Below are 19,253 nucleotides of genomic sequence, written 5' to 3'. Positions count from 1 at the left end.
TTATTTTATATAGGAAATTTTATTCGTTTGTTTTTTCTTGTTTTGTTCGGCCAAATAAACTTCTAAATGATTGAAAGAAACTTTGTTCTTTTGATGCGGCGACTAATCTTTTTGTTTCTTGAATTTCACGAATAACTTGCATAAGTTGTGCATCACGACTGCTGTCTTTATTATAAATTTGATTTACTAGTTTGTTCATTTTTTCTTCTTGTTTGGATTCTCGTTTATACATATGATTCATTAATAAGTCCATCTTTTCTTTTTGGAGTTCATCTGTTTGAGCGGCATGATCAACTAATTCTTGTAACATTTTTTCTTGAGAACCTTCTTTTACATAAACTTGTTGCATTAATTCATCTAACTTTTCATCTTTCAAACGATTTTGTGTAATAAGGGTAGAATTTTGATGAATAATTGCTTCATTTAATTGAGCGAGCATTTCTAGTTTTAACATGAATTCTTCAAAGTTACGCCCATCCTCTTTTTCTTTTGGTTGCACTTCTTGTTTCTCTTGAATAACAGGCACAGGTGGAGCATCTTTTTCTTTTAAAATAATAGGTATTGTTTCTGAAATATCTTCTTGTAATGTAGCAGCTCTTTCATGTATAGATTTCAATAGTTTTAAATCATCCAATTTATAAATACGAGCATCAGCAGTTTTTGAAATGATATAACCGTGTTCCTCTAATAGTTGGCTATATTTTCGAACTATATGTTTTGGGATGCCTGTTTTATTTGTAACATCTTTCGTTTTATAGGTAGCTTCCATGATATTTCCTCCCCAAAAAGTATCGTATATATCATTTCAATCTTTTATGAGGACTTCCTTTGAAAAAGAATGTCGGAAGGTTATTAGTTTTCTACAGCATTAGTGAAAAGATGAAGAAAAATGAGAGTTTTTGGCGGAATGGCGAAGAAGAGCGAAAATAATGTCTGAAAACATATACAGGAGAAGTTTGTTATAATAACTGAGGAAAAGAAACTGGTAGGAACATGGAGGTATACATGAAGCAATTAAAAGGTATTATCATTTCAATTATTGCAATTTTATCTATTTTAGTAGCGATTTATGAAGTACTTGTGCCAGAGGAAACAAGTGTAAAAAAAACGAATACGTATGATCAAGTGCTAGAATTTCCGAAAGAACGTTATCCCGAAACGGGGAAACATATTACGAATGCTATAAAAGAAGGACATTCAGAAGTTTGTACAATCGACCGCGGTGGTGCTGCGGATAGAAGAAAACTGTCGTTAGCTCCATATCCATCAAAAAAAGGGTATGATCGCGATGAATGGCCAATGGCGATGTGTAAAGAGGGAGGAAAAGGAGCACATATTGAATATATAAGTCCAGCAGATAACCGCGGAGCAGGTTCTTGGGTAGGGAATAAGTTAGATAAATATCCAGATGGTACGCGTGTGAAGTTTGACGTAAAGTAGTAGTTGTATATTTCATAATGAATCAGGAGGGGAACGATGGAGTTAACAATTTCTTATTCGCAATTAATGTTGATGAACTATGACGGTGATCAGCCTTACGTTGACTGGACGGGTGAAGATTTTGAAAGAGGTTATGCGAAGGCGGATGGAACTGTTATTTTTGAAGCACTCTCTGACTATACTTGTGAAGTAAAAGTGACCCCAGGGAAACATATTGAGAAAGAAGAAGTGATTAGAACGATTGCAGTTCCTTTTACAGTTGAAAATGAATGTGTTGTTGTAACGAGTATTCTTTCAAATAAATTTCAAATTCCTATTCCAAATGGCGAGTATACAGTCGTATTACAGGCAATTCCTCTTGAAGAGCCAACGGATGATGAATTATATAAAATACAATACGAATTCTTTTTTGAAAGTGAAGAATAAAAAAATGGGCTATCCTGAGAAAAGGATAACCCATTTTTTTATGCGTTTGTTTTTAACAAGGAACGAGCATCTTTTGCTGCCTGTACCATGTGTTCTAAAGCTGGAATAACTTCTTCTGTTCTTCTCGTTTTTAAACCACAATCAGGATTAATCCAGAAATATTTAGGATCGCATACTTGTAAAGATTGTTCTACGATTTTAAACATTTCTTCTTTGCTCGGTACACGTGGGCTATGAATATCATATACACCTAGACCGATACCTTTTTCATATGTTGTATGTTTTAGTGTATCAATAAATTCTCCGTGACTTCTTGATGTTTCAATAGAAATCACATCTGCATCTAAAGCACGAATCGCATCCACAATATCTTCGAAGTTACTGTAACACATATGCGTATGAATTTGTGTTTCATTTGCTACAGAAGAAGTTGCTAAAAGGAAGGATTGTACTGCCCATGTAATATAAGCGTCCCAATCTTTTTCTTTTAGTGGCATGCCTTCACGAAGTGCCGGCTCATCGACTTGAATCACTCGAATTCCGGAAGATTCAAGTAGTTCAATTTCATGACGAAGAGCTAATGCAATTTGATACGAAACTTCTTTTCTTGGAATGTCATTTCGAACGAAGGACCAATTTAAAATCGTAACAGGCCCAGTTAGCATTCCTTTTACAACTTTCTCTGTTAAGCTTTGTGCATAAACAGTTTCCTTAATAGTCATTCCATTAATAAAGGCTACATCACCATAAATAACAGGTGGTTTCACGCAACGAGAACCGTAGGATTGTACCCAACCATTTGTAGTGAAAGAGAAGCCGGCAAGGCGCTCGCCGAAATATTCAACCATGTCAGTTCTTTCAAATTCACCATGTACAAGGACATCCAGACCGATTTCTTCTTGATAGCGAATCCATCTCTCGGTTTCTTTTTCAATAAATTGCTCGTATTGTTCATTTGAAAGAATGCCGTTACGCCATTCTTTTCGTGTTTGACGAACCTCAGTTGTTTGCGGGAAGCTACCAATAGTTGTTGTTGGTAATAAAGGTAGCTGCAGGGCAACTTGTTGTAATTCGTATCGTTTTTCAAATGGAAGAGGACGTGAAAAATCTTCTTCTTTTAGTGCTGTTCGTGCTGCTTTGACGTCTTCTCGGTTACGTGCAGCAGATGAACGAATTGTATGATGTACGTTTCGATATGTTTCCAGCTCATTACTAATGCTTTCTGTACCTTGAGTGAGAGCGGAATGAATAAGAACTAACTCTTCTAATTTTTGATTTGCAAATGCTAGCGCATCAAATAGCTCAGGCGATAAGTGGGCTTCTTCTGTTTTATCGATTGGTGAATGCAATAAGCTACAAGAAGGCTGAACGATCAAATCTTTCGTTTGGACTTGTTTTTGTAGCGTTGTAAATAACGTAAGAACTTCATCAAGATCAGCTCTCCAAATGTTACGGCCATCTATACAACCGACAGCTAAAGTTTTATCAGCTGGGAATCCATATTTTGAAATAGCATGTAGATTACCTTCTTTACCATGAACGAAATCTAATCCAATACCTGATACAGGGAATGTGATGATTTCTTCATAGTTTTCTTCTATACTATCAAAATATGTTTGTAAAAGAAGAGTCGCATTTGGAACTTCTTTACGAATAGCTTCATAAACTTCTTTCGCCTGTTGAATCTCTTCTTTTGTTAAAGAAGCAAAAATCGGTTCATCAACTTGAATGACTTGCGCGCCAGCTGCATGTAGTTCTGAAAGCAGTTGTATGTAAGGTGCAATTAATTGTTTTAAAATCGTAGTAAATTGCTCTTGTGTATAGCCTTTAGCTAATTTTAAGAAAGTATATGGTCCTAAAATAACAGGCTTTCCATCTACTCCTAATTCTTGTTTTGCCTCTTCGTATAAGCGAAGTGGGCGATTATCTTTTAAAGAGATTTGTAATCCCTCTTCATATTCAGGAACGATATAATGATAGTTTGTGTTGAACCATTTTGTCATTTCAGAAGCTACGTGATCTTTAGAGCCACGCGCCATTGCAAAATATACATCAAGATAAGATGTAAACTCAGAAAAACGTGATGGGATAAATCCTAGCATATAAGCAGTATCCAAAACGTGATCATAATATGTAAAGTCGCCAATTGGAATTAATTCAATCCCTTTTTCTTGCTGTACTTTTACGTGCTGTAGGCGAATTTCTTTCATTGTTGTTAAAAATTGCTCTTCATCGATTTTATTAGACCAAAAAGCTTCCAATGTTTTTTTCCACTCTCGTTGTAGTCCGATACGTGGATAACCTAAATTACTTGTTTGAATTGCCATTTTAAATTCCTCCCTAATTGAAAGTAAGCATTTCCGTTTACTAGGAAATACCTATAACAAAAAGTACAAAGGCATAGAAAATAAGCCTTCCTTTTTGTTTTAACACCTCATCATCATCCGTGAATCTATCAGTGTTGTTAAAACAGGCAGGTCTCCTGACTTATGCTTCATATAATTTCTTTCACCTTCCCGTTTTCACAGTGGCACCAAAAAGAAATCTCAGCATTTACAGTGGCGGGACCGTGTTGGAGTTTCACCAAGCTTCCCTTTTAAACACGAAACGAAATGTTCGTGTACCCATTTTCCTTTTGAAAGGAATTTAACAAGCGATATGATATTGAAACAAATTCTAACATAATTTTTGGAATTTTGTCTACTGTTTTAAAATAAGAAAATTCTAAAGTTTTCATTTATTATTTTTAGATTATTCTGAAATTAAAAAGGTAAATGGAGGGTAGAAAAATTGAAACAAAGTTTAGATTAAGCCTATAAAGAAGAAGATATCCTTCTTTATAGGCTTAACTTTAATTGATATCAATGTCTGAAAGGCGTCCTGAAATCGCATCTGTAAGGAGGGTATTTAACCATTGCAACTCAACGGTAATATGTTCAATAACACTTTGTAAAATATATAGTTGTGCACGTGGGATTTGGCCTTTGCTACAATCATATATAGCTTGCATGTTATGTAAATATTGAACTGTATCATTTTTCTTTTTTTCTAAAATAGGAACTAACTCTTGATCATCACCAAAATGAGCGAAAGAGAGTGCTGAATAGATTGGTTTATATATTTGATTTTTGGCTTCGAACTGTTTTAATAGTAACGTATGAAATAACTGTTTACCTGTTTCTGTTATATGAAAGATTGTTTTATCTGGTCTATTCGTATCTCGAACAATAGTTGTAATACGAATTGCATCTTGCTTTTCTAATTGCTCGAAGGCGTAGTAGAGTGATCCTTTTGCATATTTAATATAACAATCCATTTGTCTTTCTTTCATTATGTGCTGCACTTCATATGGGTGTTTATCCCCTTCGAGCAGCAAGCCGAGAATGACTAATTTCATACTCATGCTGTCTCAACTCCTATATAGAAACTTTCTTACTTTTTGTAAAGGCTAATAATTAGTGGGCGTGGACAAAAGAATGCTGATTAAAGTTTCACTTTTATACATATTATAAACGGCATATCCTTTTACATAAAGGATATGCCGTTACTTTTTTCTATACTAACTCACTTGCTTTTGTTTTTGTTTCGTTTTTGGTCCTGTAAAGAGGCGTTCATTTCCCATAAGTAAAATACAGATAATACTTAGTACAGCTGGGATAAGTGCCCAGAAGAATGTACTTGCAATAGATGTAGCAAGAGCTTCTTTGATGCCAGTTAATATTTCAGCTGGTATTTTATCAGTAGCACCTGGCGATAATAAGAAACTTGTGTCGCCGCCCTTTGGGGCTAATTTTGCTAGTTCAGGAGGGAACACAGTGCTTAGTTTATCCGTAAAAATATGATTTTGAATTGTACCAAAAATTGTTACACCAAGAGTCATACCGAGTGAACGGAAGAATGAATTTGTTGATGTAGCAGAACCACGGTCTCTCATTTCTAATTTGTGGATAGAAGACATACTTAAAACTGAAAACGAGAAACCAACACCAATTCCAGCGAGAACCATAAATAGCGTTACGAGTACACGTGGTGTGTCCATTGTTAAAGTACTTAATAAATAAATCCCAAGAACAAAGAAAACTCCAGATACCATCATAATGTTGCGGTAACTTGTTCGAGAAGCTAACTGTCCGCCAGTTTGACTTCCGATTACAGAGCCAATCATCATAGGCGTTAAAATTAATCCAGCATTTGAGGCTGAACCACCGAGAACACCTTGAACGAAGATAGGAATATACACGGTACAGATGATAAAAGCAGCACCGTAGAAAAAGGCAACGCCTTGGCTAGCTGCAAATAAAGGTTTTTTAAATAGATGGAAAGAAATGATAGGCTCAGTTGCTTTTCGTTCTACGAAGAAGAAAATAATAAGCATAACGACAACAGTAGTAAATAAACCGATAATTACAGTGGAATCCCATGCATATTCTTTACCACCAAGTTCTAATGCAAACATTAAACAAACGATACTAATGACAAGTGTAATAGCACCGGCCCAGTCGATTTTTTGTTTTCTAAATTCTAGAGATTCGCTGTAGTATTTAGTAATGAAGAAGAAGGAGATAAGCCCTAATGGAATATTAATATAGAAGACCCAGTGCCAACTTATATAGTCTGTAATATAAGCACCTAATAAAGGGCCGAATACACTAGATGTCCCGAAAACGGCACCGAATAATCCTGTCATTTTCCCACGTTTTTCAGGTGGGAATATGTCATACATAATTGTAAAGGCGATAGGCATAAGAGCACCGCCACCAATACCTTGAATTGCTCTATAAATACTTAGTTGCTCAATACTTGAAGCTGTCCCACAAAGTGCGGAACCGAATAAGAAAAGAATAAGTCCACCAATATAAAAGCGTTTCCGTCCGTACATGTCAGAAAGTTTCCCGAAAATCGGCATCCCTGCCATTGTTGCCACCATGTATGCTGATGTAACCCAAACGAACTTATCAAATCCACCTAGGTCCCCAACAATCGTTGCCATTGCCGTCGCAACGATCGTATTATCCATTGCGGCCATTAAAATACCAAGTAGTAAACCAGCAACAACAAATTTTGTATTGTTGGACTCTTTTTTTGATAGTTGTGTTTCCAAATATAACCCTCCTTTAATAATAAGTAAACTACATTAAGTTTTGAATGTAGCACATGAAAATCTAAAGTATAGTTTCTCCTGAATCTTCATACATAAGTCCACTGATATGCATAAAGATTATTATAGTCAAATTTGACTAAAAGGCAAACTTTTTCTTCCGCCAAAATATTTTTTGTATGGACAGAAAAAGAGTGAGCAATACTTAATATTGTTGTAAAGTCAATGAAGGAAATTGTAAAAAAATATTTTAGTAAGAGGACCCTCTGTTAACAGAGGAAAAATGGTTTTTTCTTTATATTGTCGAATAGGATAAAAGGAGGAGAAGTATTAAACATCCTTTGTAATAAGTTTTAATAATTTTGGTAGTTTATTGTGTGGAGAGGCGGAATAAGGTTGTATGGATGATACATCTGAAATGAGGTGAATATATATTATGAAAATATGGAAACGAATTTCGGATCAAGAAAGGTGTTTGATACCGCTACAACCAGTATTGTGGATTGATGGTTCAAAAAAGGAAAACGGATTTCCTAATGTAGCAGTAACATTACAAATCCGTAGTATGTATAAAGAAAAATTTTCATATGAACTGACCTATGATGTAAATGACATACTTATTATTCAAATTGTAGTTGAAAATAAAGGACTTGAAATGATTTCGAGAGTTGTTGTAAGTCATATGATTCGAGATTATTTTGTATATATTCCAAATTCCTTAAAGGTTGATAAGGGGATGAGTGAGTTTCTATTCCAGCTCGTAAGGTGGCGAATTGATAATTTATTACCGAATGAGAAGGTGGAATTAATTTGTAAAATAAAAGCAAACAAAGACACAGCTCTCAAAAATGCATTCTTTCAGGCTACATATACATTTCAATATGAAGGAGTATCATATGGCCCACTGCAAACGAATGAAGTTGTTGTGCGCCAATGACGAAAAGGAACCTGTGCGAAAGGTTCCTTTTTAATGAAGGTTGTGTTTTTTGAGTATTTTCTTTTGCTCCATTCCTTTTTTTCCTACATAGTTATTTTTATAGCCAAAGTATAGAATAAATAAAAATGAAACAACATTGACAATAGCGTCGATTTGATCGTTTGTAATAAAATTTATTCCGAAAGAGGTAAATAGTAATTTTAATGATAATAGAAAACCAGCTAATAAACGCATAGTATCTAATAGGTTTTCCTTTTGTAGTATATAGATCACTCCTTTCTAGAAACGATATATAGTATATATATGAAATAGAATAGAGTAGGTATACAAGCTTAAGCGGAAATGTACACCCAATATGTACATTTTTTATTTTGTAGAAAAACATTATTGTTATAGAAACATATATTGGTATAGAAGGGAGGAGAAGTATGAAACATAAAGGGAAAATTAGTGGATTATTACTTGGGAATACAGTGGCAGTTACAGAATGGGTTGCACTTCAGGATGTAATTACAAAACTGGATTCGCGATCATTTTATACCGTCTTTATTATTTATATATTGCAAATGATACTAAGCTGTTATTTTGGATATTGGTATGATAAAAGATCGAGTGGGCGCTTGAATACGGAAGTAGGAGGCATGGCAAGCAACGATTTTGTTGTTGATTTTTTTGGGAAAGTAGCTGCTTTATCTGAACGAGATTCTCGTAATATTACAGTGTATATTCTTTCCATCAAAGGATGGGATGGATTAAAAGACACTGTACAAGAAAAAAAGTTGGAAGTATTAGTACAAAAATTAGAGTGTACAATTGTAAAGACCATCCGGAAAGGCGATGTCGTTACGAAGTGGGATGAAAATAAGTATGTGATTGTTGCGATTGATAATGGCCACGAAAAATCAACAATAACAAACCGATTAATGAAAAATATTGAAAATGAAATAGAAAATGACTTACTCAGTGTATCGCTATTATTTGGAGCTGCTAGTTATCCAGTAGAAGGAAAAACTTTTGAAGAATTGTTAAGAAAGGCGCAAAATCAATTGTATCATTATAGAAATTTACAAGAAAATGAGTGAAACTTTGATTTAAAGAAGTATGATGTGAAGAAGTTTTGAATGTAACATTTTTTTGACTTTTATTACAAAAATAACTTCCCTTGTAATAAAAGTCTTTAAAAATATATGAAAAAAGCATATAATTATAATGGATGTGTCAATGCATTTTGCACAATGTGTTTCATTTTAAAAGTGTAGAGGAAAGCATGCTCTACACTTTTCCTTTTAAGGAAATAAAAAGAATGTTTGTAAGTTGTTGCGAGGTGGCATTTGTAATGTGTAAAATGGACAGAAGGATTATTTGATAGAAAACGGGAAAGGGAATGATAGAATGATAGACGTGAAAGACCAACGATCATCTTTTATCAGGTGAATTATTACTGTTGTTCTTCAAATTATTATAAGTATGGTGAATTCCGTTGTATTTACATGTAATACATAGTGTGATTAGTTTTTAAAAGTACAAATTAATCTTTTACTTAAAAATGGATATGAAACTGCTAGATATTTCGAAGAGAATGACGTGAAACATAATTTCAAGTAATACATTTGTATAAACATTATAAACAATACCAATGATCTTCGTAAAAAAGATGCGAGTGTGAAGTGTATAAAAGAGTACATAAATTTCATAGTTTTTTACACGATGATTGTTTATTAGTAGGAGGAAAAGATGTTGAAATATAGTAAATTAGCAATTGTAACTGCATTATCAATGACTTTACTAGCGGGTTGTTTCGGACCGAAACCAGAAGAGGAATTATATGTTGCATTTGAAAATGCTGCAAAGCAAGAAAAAACAATGTTTGAAGATGCTAAAAAACTTGAAACTTTAGAAAAAGAAGGACAAGAGCTATATAACCAGATTGTTCAAGAAGGAAAAGATAATAATCAGGCAGTTAAGGAAAAACTGAATCAAGCAGTGAAAAATACAGGTGAACGAGAAAAAGTGCTTACAAAAGAAAAAGAGGTTTTAAATAAAGCACAAGAAGAAGTGAAATCTGCTGATAAGTATGTGAAGAAGATTGAAGATAAGAAATTGAAAGATCAAGCGGATAAAGTAAAAACCACGTATGAGAAACGACATGATTCATTTAACAAGATGTATGACAGCTATAATAAATCTTTAAAACAAGAAAAAGAATTATATACAATGTTACAAGATAAGGATGCAAAATTAAAAGATATTAGTGAGAAAGTAAAGACTGTAAATCAATCCTATAAAGATATTGAATTAGAAAAAGATAAGTTTAATGAATTTACGAAATCTTATAATACAGAAAAAGTAGCTTTTTATAAACAAGCAAACATTAAAATTAAAGAAGAGAAAAAATAAAACAGTTTGGCCTTACGCAAGGCCAAACTGTTTTATTTTTTTGTATAAGTACGGCTATACCATGGAACAGGTTCACTTAATTTTTTTTCTTGTCTCAGTGCTTCAGGACCAATATAATCTTGAAGTGTTTTTTTTGCTACTGTTAAAGATAAAGTTGTTTTCGGATTGCGATAGGAGGATTCAAGATGACCAAGATGTGGTAGGGTTCGAAAATCTTCTTTCGTAGGAGGAATATGGAAAAAATAATCACCTAAACGTATAAGAACATCAGATTGTTGTTGGCTAAAACGCGGATTTCTAGAAAAATGTAGTCCTTCTTTAATCGCCTTTTTTTCAGCAATTAAACGTTCTAAAGCCGTCTTTTTTAACCAGTATAAATACTTAGGATTAGTTGCAGCTTTAGCATGACGATTCACAACGAAAATAGATTGAGCTAGTCGATTAATAGAATGTTGGTTTTGTAATTGAGATTGTGGTTGTGAAGGTTTCATATTGAATCTCCTTTCAATTTTTCATTATTATACCATAAATAAATAGGTTTTTATTATATGCAAAAAGTGATTGTATATATTTTCAATATTAAAGCAATATTGTTACAGAAAACAACTATTTTGTATAATAGTAATAGAATGTGTTTTAGAAATTTGATAATGAAAGAGTGAGAAGTTTGAAAGAAATATTAAAACAACAATATGCCATTATAGATATTGGGTCCAATACAATCCGTTTAGTTATTTATGAAAAGCAAAACGGGGGTTTTTATAAAGAGATTGAAAATACAAAAGTGGTTGCTCGATTAAGAAATTACTTAGTCGATGGTGTGCTCATTGAAGAAGGAATAGAAGTATTGTTACAAACATTATTTCAATTTCAAGAAAGTACGCGATTCCATCAGTTGCATCATGTACTTTGTGTTGCAACAGCAACAATTAGACAGGCTGAGAATCAAGAGGAAATTAAAAAACTTGTTGAGGGGCAAACAGATTTTACTCTTAGAGTGTTATCCGAATATGAAGAAGCACGTTACGGCTATTTAGCAGTTATGAATTCAACTTCGTTCACTGAAGGAATTACAGTAGATATTGGTGGGGGGAGTACGGAAGTTACATATTTTCGAAACAGAGAGATCTTAGAGTACCATAGCTTTCCTTTTGGGGCACTGTCTTTAAAGCAACACTTTATTAAAGGGGATATACCTACTGAAGATGAGCTAGAGAAGATTCAAACGTACTTAGAATATCAATTTCGAACATTACCATGGTTAATTGATAAGAAATTGCCTCTTATTGCAATTGGTGGTAGTGCGAGGAACTTAGTGAAAATCCATCAAAATTTAATTTGTTATCCTATAGCAGGGGTACATTTATACAAGATGAAAGAAGAAGATATTAAAAATGTAAAAGATGAATTGGAGAAATTGTCGTTCATAGAATTGCAAAAATTGGAAGGTTTAGCAAAAGATAGAGCTGATACAATTGTGCCAGCAGTTGAAGTATTCCATACACTTGTTAATGTTATAGAGGCACCAGCATTTGTATTAAGTAGAAAAGGATTACGAGAAGGTGTTTTCTACGAAGAGTTGACAAAAGATTTGGGGATTTCATATTATCCGAACGTCGTCGAAGAAAGTTTGTATTTATTATCACATGAATATGAAATGGATATGGAATTTGTAATGCAGCTTATTAAACATGGAAGATTGATTTGTCAACAGCTTGAAGAAAAAGGGCTGATTTCTATGTCAGCAAAAGACTGGGAAGTATTCCATGAAGCAGCGAAAGTATTTAATATAGGTAAATATATAGACGAAGAAGCGAGTCGCTTACATACGTTTTATTTATTAGCGAATAAAACAATTGATGGTATGATGCATAAAGAGCGAGTTAGGTTAGCGCTTATTGCGTCTTATAAATCAAAAATGTTATTCAAACAACATTTGTCCCCATTTGAAGGATGGTTTGATAAAAATGAACAAAAAAAAATTCGCCTATTAGGGGCTGTTTTACAATTTTCAGCAGCTCTAAATATAAGACAAAGATCGCTTGTTGAATCGATATCTATAACAGAAAGTAAAGAAGGATTAACATTTAAAATTGTATGTGAGCAATCGGCATTAGCGGAGAAAGTACAAGCTGAAAAACAAAAAAAGCAACTGGAAAGAGTGTTAAAAACGAATATTAACTTATCTTTTGAATAGAAATGTTAAGTTGTACGGATGTCTTTACAAAAAATTAACACTTTGGAATATAGTAATTTGCTAAAATGAAAGTAACTAAATTATAGTAAAAAAGTTTCAAGGGAAGTGTGAAGAGGATGGAAATGTTGAAGGGGAATATAGTCAATTTAAATGATACAGCTTATTACAATAATCGAGAATTAAGTTGGTTAGCATTTAATGAACGTGTACTACAAGAAGCACAGGATGAAACGAATCCGCTCTTGGAAAGATTAAAGTTTATTAGCATTTTTAGCTCAAATTTAGATGAATTCTTTATGGTACGCGTGGCAGGATTGAAGGATCAAGTGAGTGCTGGGTTTAACCAACCAGAAAATAAGGCGGGCTTAACACCAAAAAAGCAATTAAATAAAATTGCGATAAAGGCCCATGAATTAATGACTGTACAATATGATACGTTTAAAAATTATGTGTTGCCAGCGCTGGAGCTAGAGGGGATTGAGCGTTTAACATTCCATGATTTGACGAAAGAACAGAGAGAATTTATAGAAGAGTATTTTGATGAGCAAATTTTCCCAGTCTTAACACCTGTAGCGATCGATGCATATCGTCCATTTCCAATGTTATTAAATAAAAGTTTGAATTTAGCTACTCTATTATATGATGAGAAACAAGTGGAGGAAGAAAACCGCACGAAGTTAGGAATTGTACAAGTTCCTTCATTGCTCGAACGTTTCATATTTTTACCGAGTGAAGGGCAAAAGTATAAATTTATTTTATTAGAAGATGTAATTAGTGGTTTTACTCATAAATTATTTACAGGATATAAAGTATCATCTGTTACTCGTTTCCGTATTACACGCAATGCGGATTTAACAATCCATGAAGAAGGTGCGAGGGATTTATTAAAGGTAATTGAAAAAGAATTAAAAAAGCGTAAGTGGGGAGCTGCTGTACGTTTAGAAGTTGGCAAAGAGCATATTGATGAAAGAGTATTAGCATTATTATATGAGGTGTTGGAAGTCAAAGATGAAGATGTGTATATAATGGATGGACCGTTAGATTTAACATGTCTATTTTCTTTATATAAAAAACTAGCTCCTTTATATGAACATCTTGTATATCCGGCTCTTATTCCGCAACGTCCTCAAGACTTAGGGGATGCGGAAGATGTATTTGAAAAAGCAATTGAGCATGATATATTATTACACCATCCCTTTGAATCGTTTCAGCCAGTAGTTGATTTCGTTCGTGATGCGGCAGACGATCCGAATGTACTTGCGATCAAACAAACATTATATCGAGTAAGTGGGGATTCGCCGATTATTCAGGCGCTAAAGGTAGCGGCTGAAAAAGGAAAACAAGTGACAGTATTAGTTGAATTAAAGGCAAGATTTGATGAAGAAAATAATGTGCATTGGGCAAAAGAATTAGAACAAGCGGGCTGTCATGTTATATACGGTGTAAGTCATTTGAAAACACATAGTAAAATTACGCTAGTTGTAAGAAGAAAAAACGGAAAAATTGAAAGGTTCGTACATCTTGGAACTGGAAATTATAACGATGCAACAGCAAAGCTATATACTGATTTTGGCTATATTACATCACGAAAAGATTTTGGGGTCGATGCAACAAATTTCTTTAATTATTTGAGCGGTTATACAACGAAGCCGCATTTTCATCATTTATCGGTTGCACCATTTGATATAAGAGAGCAATTTATAGATTTAATAGATGAAGAAATTCGTTATCATAGGCAATATGGAAATGGCTATATTATCGCTAAGATGAATTCATTAACAGATAAGCCATTAATAAAAAAAATGTATGAAGCATCACAAGCTGGAGTAAAGGTAGAGCTTATCGTTCGAGGAACATGTTGCCTACGCCCTGGTATTCCAAATGTAAGTGAAAATATTCGGGTAGTTAGTGTTGTGGGAAGATATTTAGAGCATAGCCGTATTTATTATTTCCATCATAATGGAGAGGAGAAAATATATTTATCTTCAGCTGATTGGATGACGCGAAATATGGAGAAGCGAGTAGAAATATCTTTCCCGATATTAGATATTGAAATGAAGGCTAGAATTAAGGCGATTTTACAACTTACATTAGCTGATAATGTGAAAACACGTGAACAGAATAAATCTGGTGACTATTATTATGTTATTAATAGTAGTACAGAAGAAATTGATAGCCAAGTGAAGTTGTTTAAGATGGCTTATCAAAATACAGATGCTGAATAATGAGAACAAATTAAAAAACCTCTTTTAAAAGAGGTTTTTTAATTTGTTCTCTACTTATTATGCGTCCTCAAAATAGAAGAATGAGTAGAGAGAATAGTTTTTATTGTAAGCATGTAAATGGATTGGCTAAGAGAGAAAATACCATTGGTAGAATTGTTGCGGTACATTAATAATAGTATGGTTGTTGACAAGGTCCACCGTAACAAGGGTAAGGTGCTGGTGGTGGATATGGTGGTGGGTAAGGTGGATAATACGGTCTAGGGCCGAAAGCTAATGCTCCGCCTAGCAATCCACCAGCAATTCCAGCTAGAAATGGGACGCCGAAAAACGGAAAGAAGCGTGAGTCGCCTACTGGACCAATGGGTGCTGAACGGACTGGGATTGGTTGATAATATGGATACATGAACAAACCTCCTTTATTGGACTCACTTTTATCATATGGTAAACGAAACATGGATGAGCGCGTACAAGAAAGGATATGTAAGAAAATAGGCGAATTGTTACGAATGTTGTAGTGTAAAGATCGTAATTTCTGGTTTTGACATAAACCGAAATGGAACGCGCGTTCTTCCTAAACCTCGATTGACATAGAGAGTTAAATCTTGAATTGCATAGAAGCCTTCAATATAGTGTTCTGCAAGTGCCGGGGTAATAATAGCACCTAAAAAAGGAATTTGTACTTGTCCGCCATGGCTATGACCAGAAAGTTGTAAGTTAACTGGATATTTAGCAATTTGCGGCGCAATATCTGGCTCATGAACAAGAACAATATTATAAATATTTTGTCGAGCATGCTGCAGAGTTTCCGCTATTTTCGGTTTGCCTAGTAGTATATCATCAAGACCAAAAATGGAAATTTCATGGCTATCAAGTAAATGAATTCGTTTTTCTTTATTTTTTAATAGTTCAAATCCAGATTCACGCATGATGTGATCATAGTATTCAGTTCCATATCCACCGTGATCGTGGTTTCCATAAATAGCAAATTTACCGAAGGGGGCTTTTATATTTTTTAAAATGGCTGCAACGAACGGAGTATCAGTATACGTTTGGTAATTATCGATGAGATCACCAGTAAAAAGGACAATATCTGGATTTTCAGCATTAATTTTAGAAACAATTTGAGATAAATGTTGGAGAGAGAAATAGTATCCGAGATGTAAATCGCTAAATTGAAGAATTTTCATGCCATGAAAACTTTTTGGTATAAGTTGTGATTTAAGTGTGTGCTGTGTGAAAGAGAGCCAGTGGGGCTCTATATATTTAGCATAATAGTAGCCGATGCTAGCGCTTATAAATGAATATAGACAAGTGCGTATTCCGGTTTTTAAAAAATTTCTTCGTGTAATTTGCTTCATAAAAGTATGAGTACACCTATTTGACCGATATGCCGTACTGTCGTTTTGTATACAGGCTACTCAAATCTCCTTTCAGTTTTTTTAAAATATATTTTATTTAATAAAGAAGTAGTATAGATTACGGAAAAAATGAATGAAAAGAAACCTCTTTACGTTAAAATATCAGAAAAATTCAAAAATATAAAGATTTCTATTAAATAAAATGATAAAATGAATGTGTATTCATTTTTAGGAGGGGATGTATGTGAAAGAAAAGGTAGTTATCATAACAGGTGGATCGAGTGGAATGGGAAAAGGAATGGCAACTCGTTTTGCAAAAGAAGGGGCACGAGTTGTTATTACAGGGCGTACAAAGGAAAAATTAGAGGAAACAAAGCTAGAAATTGAACAGTTTCCTGGGCAAGTATTACCTGTTCAAATGGATGTGAGAAATATTGATGACATTCAGAAAATGATTGAACATATTGATGAGAAGTTTGGTCGAATTGATATTTTAATAAATAATGCAGCTGGAAATTTTATTTGTCCAGCAGAAGATTTATCTGTGAATGGCTGGAATTCGGTCATTAATATCGTGTTAAATGGTACATTTTATTGTAGTCAATCTGTCGGAAAATATTGGATTGAAAAAGGCATAAAAGGAAATATCATTAACATGGTAGCGACATATGCATGGGATGCAGGCCCAGGAGTTATTCATTCAGCTGCAGCGAAGGCAGGCGTATTAGCAATGACGAAAACACTTGCGGTTGAGTGGGGACGTAAATATGGAATACGAGTTAATGCTATCGCACCAGGACCGATTGAGCGTACGGGCGGTGCCGATAAATTATGGATTTCAGAAGAAATGGCTAAGCGAACACTACAAAGTGTTCCACTTGGAAGACTAGGTACGCCAGAAGAAATTGCGGGTCTAGCTTATTATTTATGTTCAGATGATGCTGCGTACATAAATGGTACTTGTATGACAATGGATGGAGGACAACACTTGCATCAATATCCATTTTAAAAGGGATGACCAAATGAATATTTGATTCATTTTTCGTGGTAAAATGTGACAGAATTGTGACATGTGAAAGAAAAGTGTTTACAAGAGGTCATATGTACGGTATATTTAAGACCTCTTTTTTCTTCATAGTAGAATTGCTAATTCCCCTTAGCATTTTACCCCTCTAATCCCTTCAGGAAAACTGAAGGGATTTTTTATTATTTTTCCGTAAATATCGTGTTATAATTTTTGAAAAGTAAAGGGAGGGAAGCACATTGATAGATGCATTAGATGTAATGAGTAACTTGGATAAAGTCCTTCCTTATTATCAAGCTATTTTTAGTGCTGATGAGCATACAGTAATTGGATATGAAGTAGTAGGACGTATTCAAACAGAAGAGGGTATACAAAGTTTAGCTTCTTTCTTTCATGATGATTCTATTCCAAGCGAGTTTCAGCTGGAAGCGGATAATATCATAGTAGAAAAAGCTTTGAATCGTTATTTGGAAAGCGATCAAAAATTATTATTATTTATACATCGGAATGCTAACGTATTAATGAATGATGAGGATGAAAGTTTACTTCAACTTTTATTGATGTATGAAAAACAAGGTTTAAATTTAAAACGCATTGTTTTAGAGATTACAGAACATGAATGCAAAGAAGATATAGAGCAATTTAACCATTTGCTTATGTATTATCGTACATATGGTATTCAAATTTCGATAAATAAGGTCGGAACGGGTACAAGTAATTTAGAACGTATTAGCGTGTTAGCACCAGATATTTTAAAAGTAGATTTAACAAACTTAAGGCAAACTGCACTTTTACAATCTTATCAAGATATTTTATATTCTTTATCATTACTCGCTAGAAGAATTGGTGCGACATTGTTATATGAAGAAATAGATGCTTTTTATCAATTACAATATGCTTGGAAAAACGGAGGTAGATATTACCAAGGTGATTATTTGAAAGAATGTTTACCTGATTTTATTGAAACGAATGTTTTAAAAGAGCGACTCGGTAATGAATGCCATCAGTTTATTCAACATGAGAAGAAGAAGTTGCAAAAAATTTATAATTTAACAGAGATGTTACGTGATCGAATTGGTGATGTTCTATCTAAACAAAAAAAGAATGAAGATATAAATGATTGGTTATTACAATTTAGCCAAAGTTTATCACAGTGTAGTTTCCGTATATTTATTTGTAATGAAGATGGTTTCCAACAATCAGGTAATATTATGAAAAAAGATGGAGAATGGATTGTGATGCCGGAGTATTATATGAAGAACTGGAGTTGGCGCCCATATTTTCTAGAGAATATTATGAAAATGCGCTTTGAGAATAAGGCAAGGCTCTCGGATTTATATGCTGATATTGAAACTGGTGAAATGGTACGAACATTTTCTTTTCCAATTGATGATGAAAACTTTTTATTTATAGATTTATCGTATGAATATTTATATGAAGAAGATGTTTTATTTTAATGCACGAAGAAATTCGTGCATTTTTTTGTTTGTTTTTATCAGAAATTGGTAATAGTGAAAATGGTGATGAAAATGCTGTCTATCATTGTAAAGATTTTACGAACGAAACCATCCCTTTCTTTGCATAATCATTGTTACAATGATTATTACAAAGACAAGTTCTTTTTAAAAGGAAGGTGAAAAAATGAGGAAATATGGAATATGGTTTGTTCTATTTGTATGTGTTGCCTTTCTAGTTGGTTATAGTGTGACAACTGTATTAGGAAAAGAGGAATTGAAAGTCGATCGGAAAGAAGTGTTTACGACGATACAAAAAGGTTATGAGACCCAATTTTCAATTCGTGGGAAGCATTTGCCTGTGAACAAGATGATAGAGACGTTATCACCGTATTTTACAGATAATTTCCTTCAAGTATTTACAGATGAAAATAGTAGAAGTGAAAAGCAAAGTGGTGAATATTTACTTCCAGCAAAAGAAGCACCGTTTTCTTTTAATTCAGAAACGAAAATGTCATATGATGAAGAGCATAAAAATTTATACGTATATGAGCGGGCGAAAAGTGGTCAATATCAAATCGTAACATTGCAAAGGGATCAAGGGAAATGGAAACTCGCAGGATACCATGAAAGTCAGGAACTTTTAACTGAAATAAAAAGGCTACAACAATTATAAAAATAGGAATAGGTATATACC

The 19,253-nt window shown here is 33.7% G+C and carries 19 protein-coding genes and 1 riboswitch; of the genes, 11 read left to right on the top strand and 8 right to left on the bottom strand.

Going from position 1 to position 19,253, the window contains the following annotated elements:
• Nucleotides 1–19 precede the first annotated feature (19 nt).
• The gene (locus ACQKNI_RS10070; protein WP_088230244.1) at nt 20–769 is read right to left on the bottom strand and encodes a DUF3967 domain-containing protein; all 750 of its coding nucleotides are present in this window, start codon (nt 767–769) and stop codon (nt 20–22) included.
• A 236-nt stretch (nt 770–1,005) separates the two neighbouring features.
• Between ACQKNI_RS10070 and nucA the strand changes: the two genes are divergently transcribed.
• Together nucA and comJ are read left to right on the top strand one after the other, a co-directional pair.
• Nucleotides 1,006–1,440, top strand: coding sequence for a DNA-entry nuclease (nucA, locus tag ACQKNI_RS10065; protein ID WP_088230242.1), 435 nt, complete (start codon nt 1,006–1,008; stop codon nt 1,438–1,440).
• A 36-nt stretch (nt 1,441–1,476) separates the two neighbouring features.
• Complete coding sequence (gene comJ / locus ACQKNI_RS10060) at nt 1,477–1,866, top strand: competence protein ComJ (protein WP_098945919.1); 390 nt, start codon at nt 1,477–1,479, stop codon at nt 1,864–1,866.
• Between the two features lie 38 nt (nt 1,867–1,904).
• Here the strand turns inward: comJ and metE are convergent, their stop codons facing one another.
• From metE to ACQKNI_RS10045, 3 genes are all read right to left on the bottom strand, one after another.
• Complete coding sequence (metE, locus tag ACQKNI_RS10055) at nt 1,905–4,193, bottom strand: 5-methyltetrahydropteroyltriglutamate--homocysteine S-methyltransferase (RefSeq protein WP_088230240.1); 2,289 nt, start codon at nt 4,191–4,193, stop codon at nt 1,905–1,907.
• A gap of 128 nt (nt 4,194–4,321) precedes the next feature.
• Nucleotides 4,322–4,509, bottom strand: a riboswitch (cobalamin riboswitch).
• Between the two features lie 208 nt (nt 4,510–4,717).
• On the bottom strand, nt 4,718–5,269 hold the full coding sequence (locus ACQKNI_RS10050; protein WP_088230239.1) for a PadR family transcriptional regulator: 552 nt from the start codon (nt 5,267–5,269) through the stop codon (nt 4,718–4,720).
• A 156-nt stretch (nt 5,270–5,425) separates the two neighbouring features.
• Nucleotides 5,426–6,967, bottom strand: coding sequence for an MDR family MFS transporter (locus ACQKNI_RS10045; protein ID WP_088230238.1), 1,542 nt, complete (start codon nt 6,965–6,967; stop codon nt 5,426–5,428).
• Nucleotides 6,968–7,400: 433 nt separating this feature from the next.
• Here ACQKNI_RS10045 and ACQKNI_RS10040 point away from each other — a divergent pair, with 433 nt between their 5' ends.
• Nucleotides 7,401–7,901 (top strand): hypothetical protein, encoded by a 501-nt coding sequence (locus ACQKNI_RS10040; protein ID WP_088230237.1) that lies wholly within the window; start codon nt 7,401–7,403, stop codon nt 7,899–7,901.
• A 30-nt stretch (nt 7,902–7,931) separates the two neighbouring features.
• Here the strand turns inward: ACQKNI_RS10040 and ACQKNI_RS10035 are convergent, their stop codons facing one another.
• A complete protein-coding gene (locus tag ACQKNI_RS10035) occupies nt 7,932–8,165 on the bottom strand; it encodes an SPP1 phage holin family protein (protein WP_088230299.1) in 234 nt (77 codons plus the stop codon).
• 164 nt (nt 8,166–8,329) lie between these two features.
• On the opposite strand from ACQKNI_RS10035, the gene ACQKNI_RS10030 reads away from it, so the two are divergent.
• Together ACQKNI_RS10030 and ACQKNI_RS10025 are read left to right on the top strand one after the other, a co-directional pair.
• Nucleotides 8,330–8,983, top strand: a complete 654-nt coding sequence (locus ACQKNI_RS10030; RefSeq protein WP_088230236.1) for a diguanylate cyclase domain-containing protein — start codon at nt 8,330–8,332, stop codon at nt 8,981–8,983.
• Nucleotides 8,984–9,635: 652 nt separating this feature from the next.
• Complete coding sequence (locus tag ACQKNI_RS10025) at nt 9,636–10,298, top strand: YkyA family protein (protein ID WP_088230235.1); 663 nt, start codon at nt 9,636–9,638, stop codon at nt 10,296–10,298.
• Nucleotides 10,299–10,330: 32 nt separating this feature from the next.
• Here the strand turns inward: ACQKNI_RS10025 and ACQKNI_RS10020 are convergent, their stop codons facing one another.
• Nucleotides 10,331–10,789, bottom strand: coding sequence for a YkyB family protein (locus ACQKNI_RS10020; RefSeq protein WP_088230234.1), 459 nt, complete (start codon nt 10,787–10,789; stop codon nt 10,331–10,333).
• A gap of 167 nt (nt 10,790–10,956) precedes the next feature.
• Between ACQKNI_RS10020 and ppx the strand changes: the two genes are divergently transcribed.
• A complete protein-coding gene (gene ppx, locus ACQKNI_RS10015; protein WP_140417322.1) occupies nt 10,957–12,495 on the top strand; it encodes an exopolyphosphatase in 1,539 nt (512 codons plus the stop codon).
• A 116-nt stretch (nt 12,496–12,611) separates the two neighbouring features.
• The gene (locus ACQKNI_RS10010) at nt 12,612–14,720 is read left to right on the top strand and encodes a polyphosphate kinase (protein ID WP_088230232.1); all 2,109 of its coding nucleotides are present in this window, start codon (nt 12,612–12,614) and stop codon (nt 14,718–14,720) included.
• Nucleotides 14,721–14,886: 166 nt separating this feature from the next.
• On the opposite strand, the gene ACQKNI_RS10005 is transcribed toward ACQKNI_RS10010, so the two are convergent.
• Both ACQKNI_RS10005 and ACQKNI_RS10000 read right to left on the bottom strand, forming a co-directional pair.
• Complete coding sequence (locus tag ACQKNI_RS10005) at nt 14,887–15,123, bottom strand: hypothetical protein (RefSeq protein WP_140417321.1); 237 nt, start codon at nt 15,121–15,123, stop codon at nt 14,887–14,889.
• 97 nt (nt 15,124–15,220) lie between these two features.
• Entirely contained in the window at nt 15,221–16,078 is an 858-nt protein-coding gene (locus ACQKNI_RS10000; protein ID WP_088230230.1) for a metallophosphoesterase, read from the bottom strand.
• Nucleotides 16,079–16,322: 244 nt separating this feature from the next.
• Between ACQKNI_RS10000 and fadH the strand changes: the two genes are divergently transcribed.
• From fadH to ACQKNI_RS09980, 4 genes are all read left to right on the top strand, one after another.
• Nucleotides 16,323–17,087, top strand: coding sequence for a 2,4-dienoyl-CoA reductase (fadH, locus tag ACQKNI_RS09995; protein ID WP_088230229.1), 765 nt, complete (start codon nt 16,323–16,325; stop codon nt 17,085–17,087).
• 254 nt (nt 17,088–17,341) lie between these two features.
• Nucleotides 17,342–18,559, top strand: a complete 1,218-nt coding sequence (locus tag ACQKNI_RS09990; RefSeq protein ID WP_088230228.1) for an EAL domain-containing protein — start codon at nt 17,342–17,344, stop codon at nt 18,557–18,559.
• A complete protein-coding gene (locus ACQKNI_RS09985; RefSeq protein WP_170933750.1) occupies nt 18,559–18,687 on the top strand; it encodes an ADP-ribose pyrophosphatase in 129 nt (42 codons plus the stop codon). The genes ACQKNI_RS09990 and ACQKNI_RS09985 overlap by 1 nt, the downstream gene beginning before the upstream one ends.
• A 56-nt stretch (nt 18,688–18,743) precedes the next feature.
• Nucleotides 18,744–19,232 carry a DUF3993 domain-containing protein gene (locus ACQKNI_RS09980; RefSeq protein WP_001233799.1) on the top strand — a complete coding sequence of 163 codons (489 nt, stop codon included), beginning with the start codon at nt 18,744–18,746 and terminating at the stop codon, nt 19,230–19,232.
• Nucleotides 19,233–19,253: the final 21 nt, after the last annotated feature.

The organism is Bacillus sp. NPDC094064, assembly GCF_050279585.1.
GTDB lineage: Bacteria > Bacillota > Bacilli > Bacillales > Bacillaceae_G > Bacillus_A.
The sequence above is the reverse complement of the archived record's forward strand: the minus strand, read 5'-3'. Positions and strand labels throughout refer to the sequence as shown.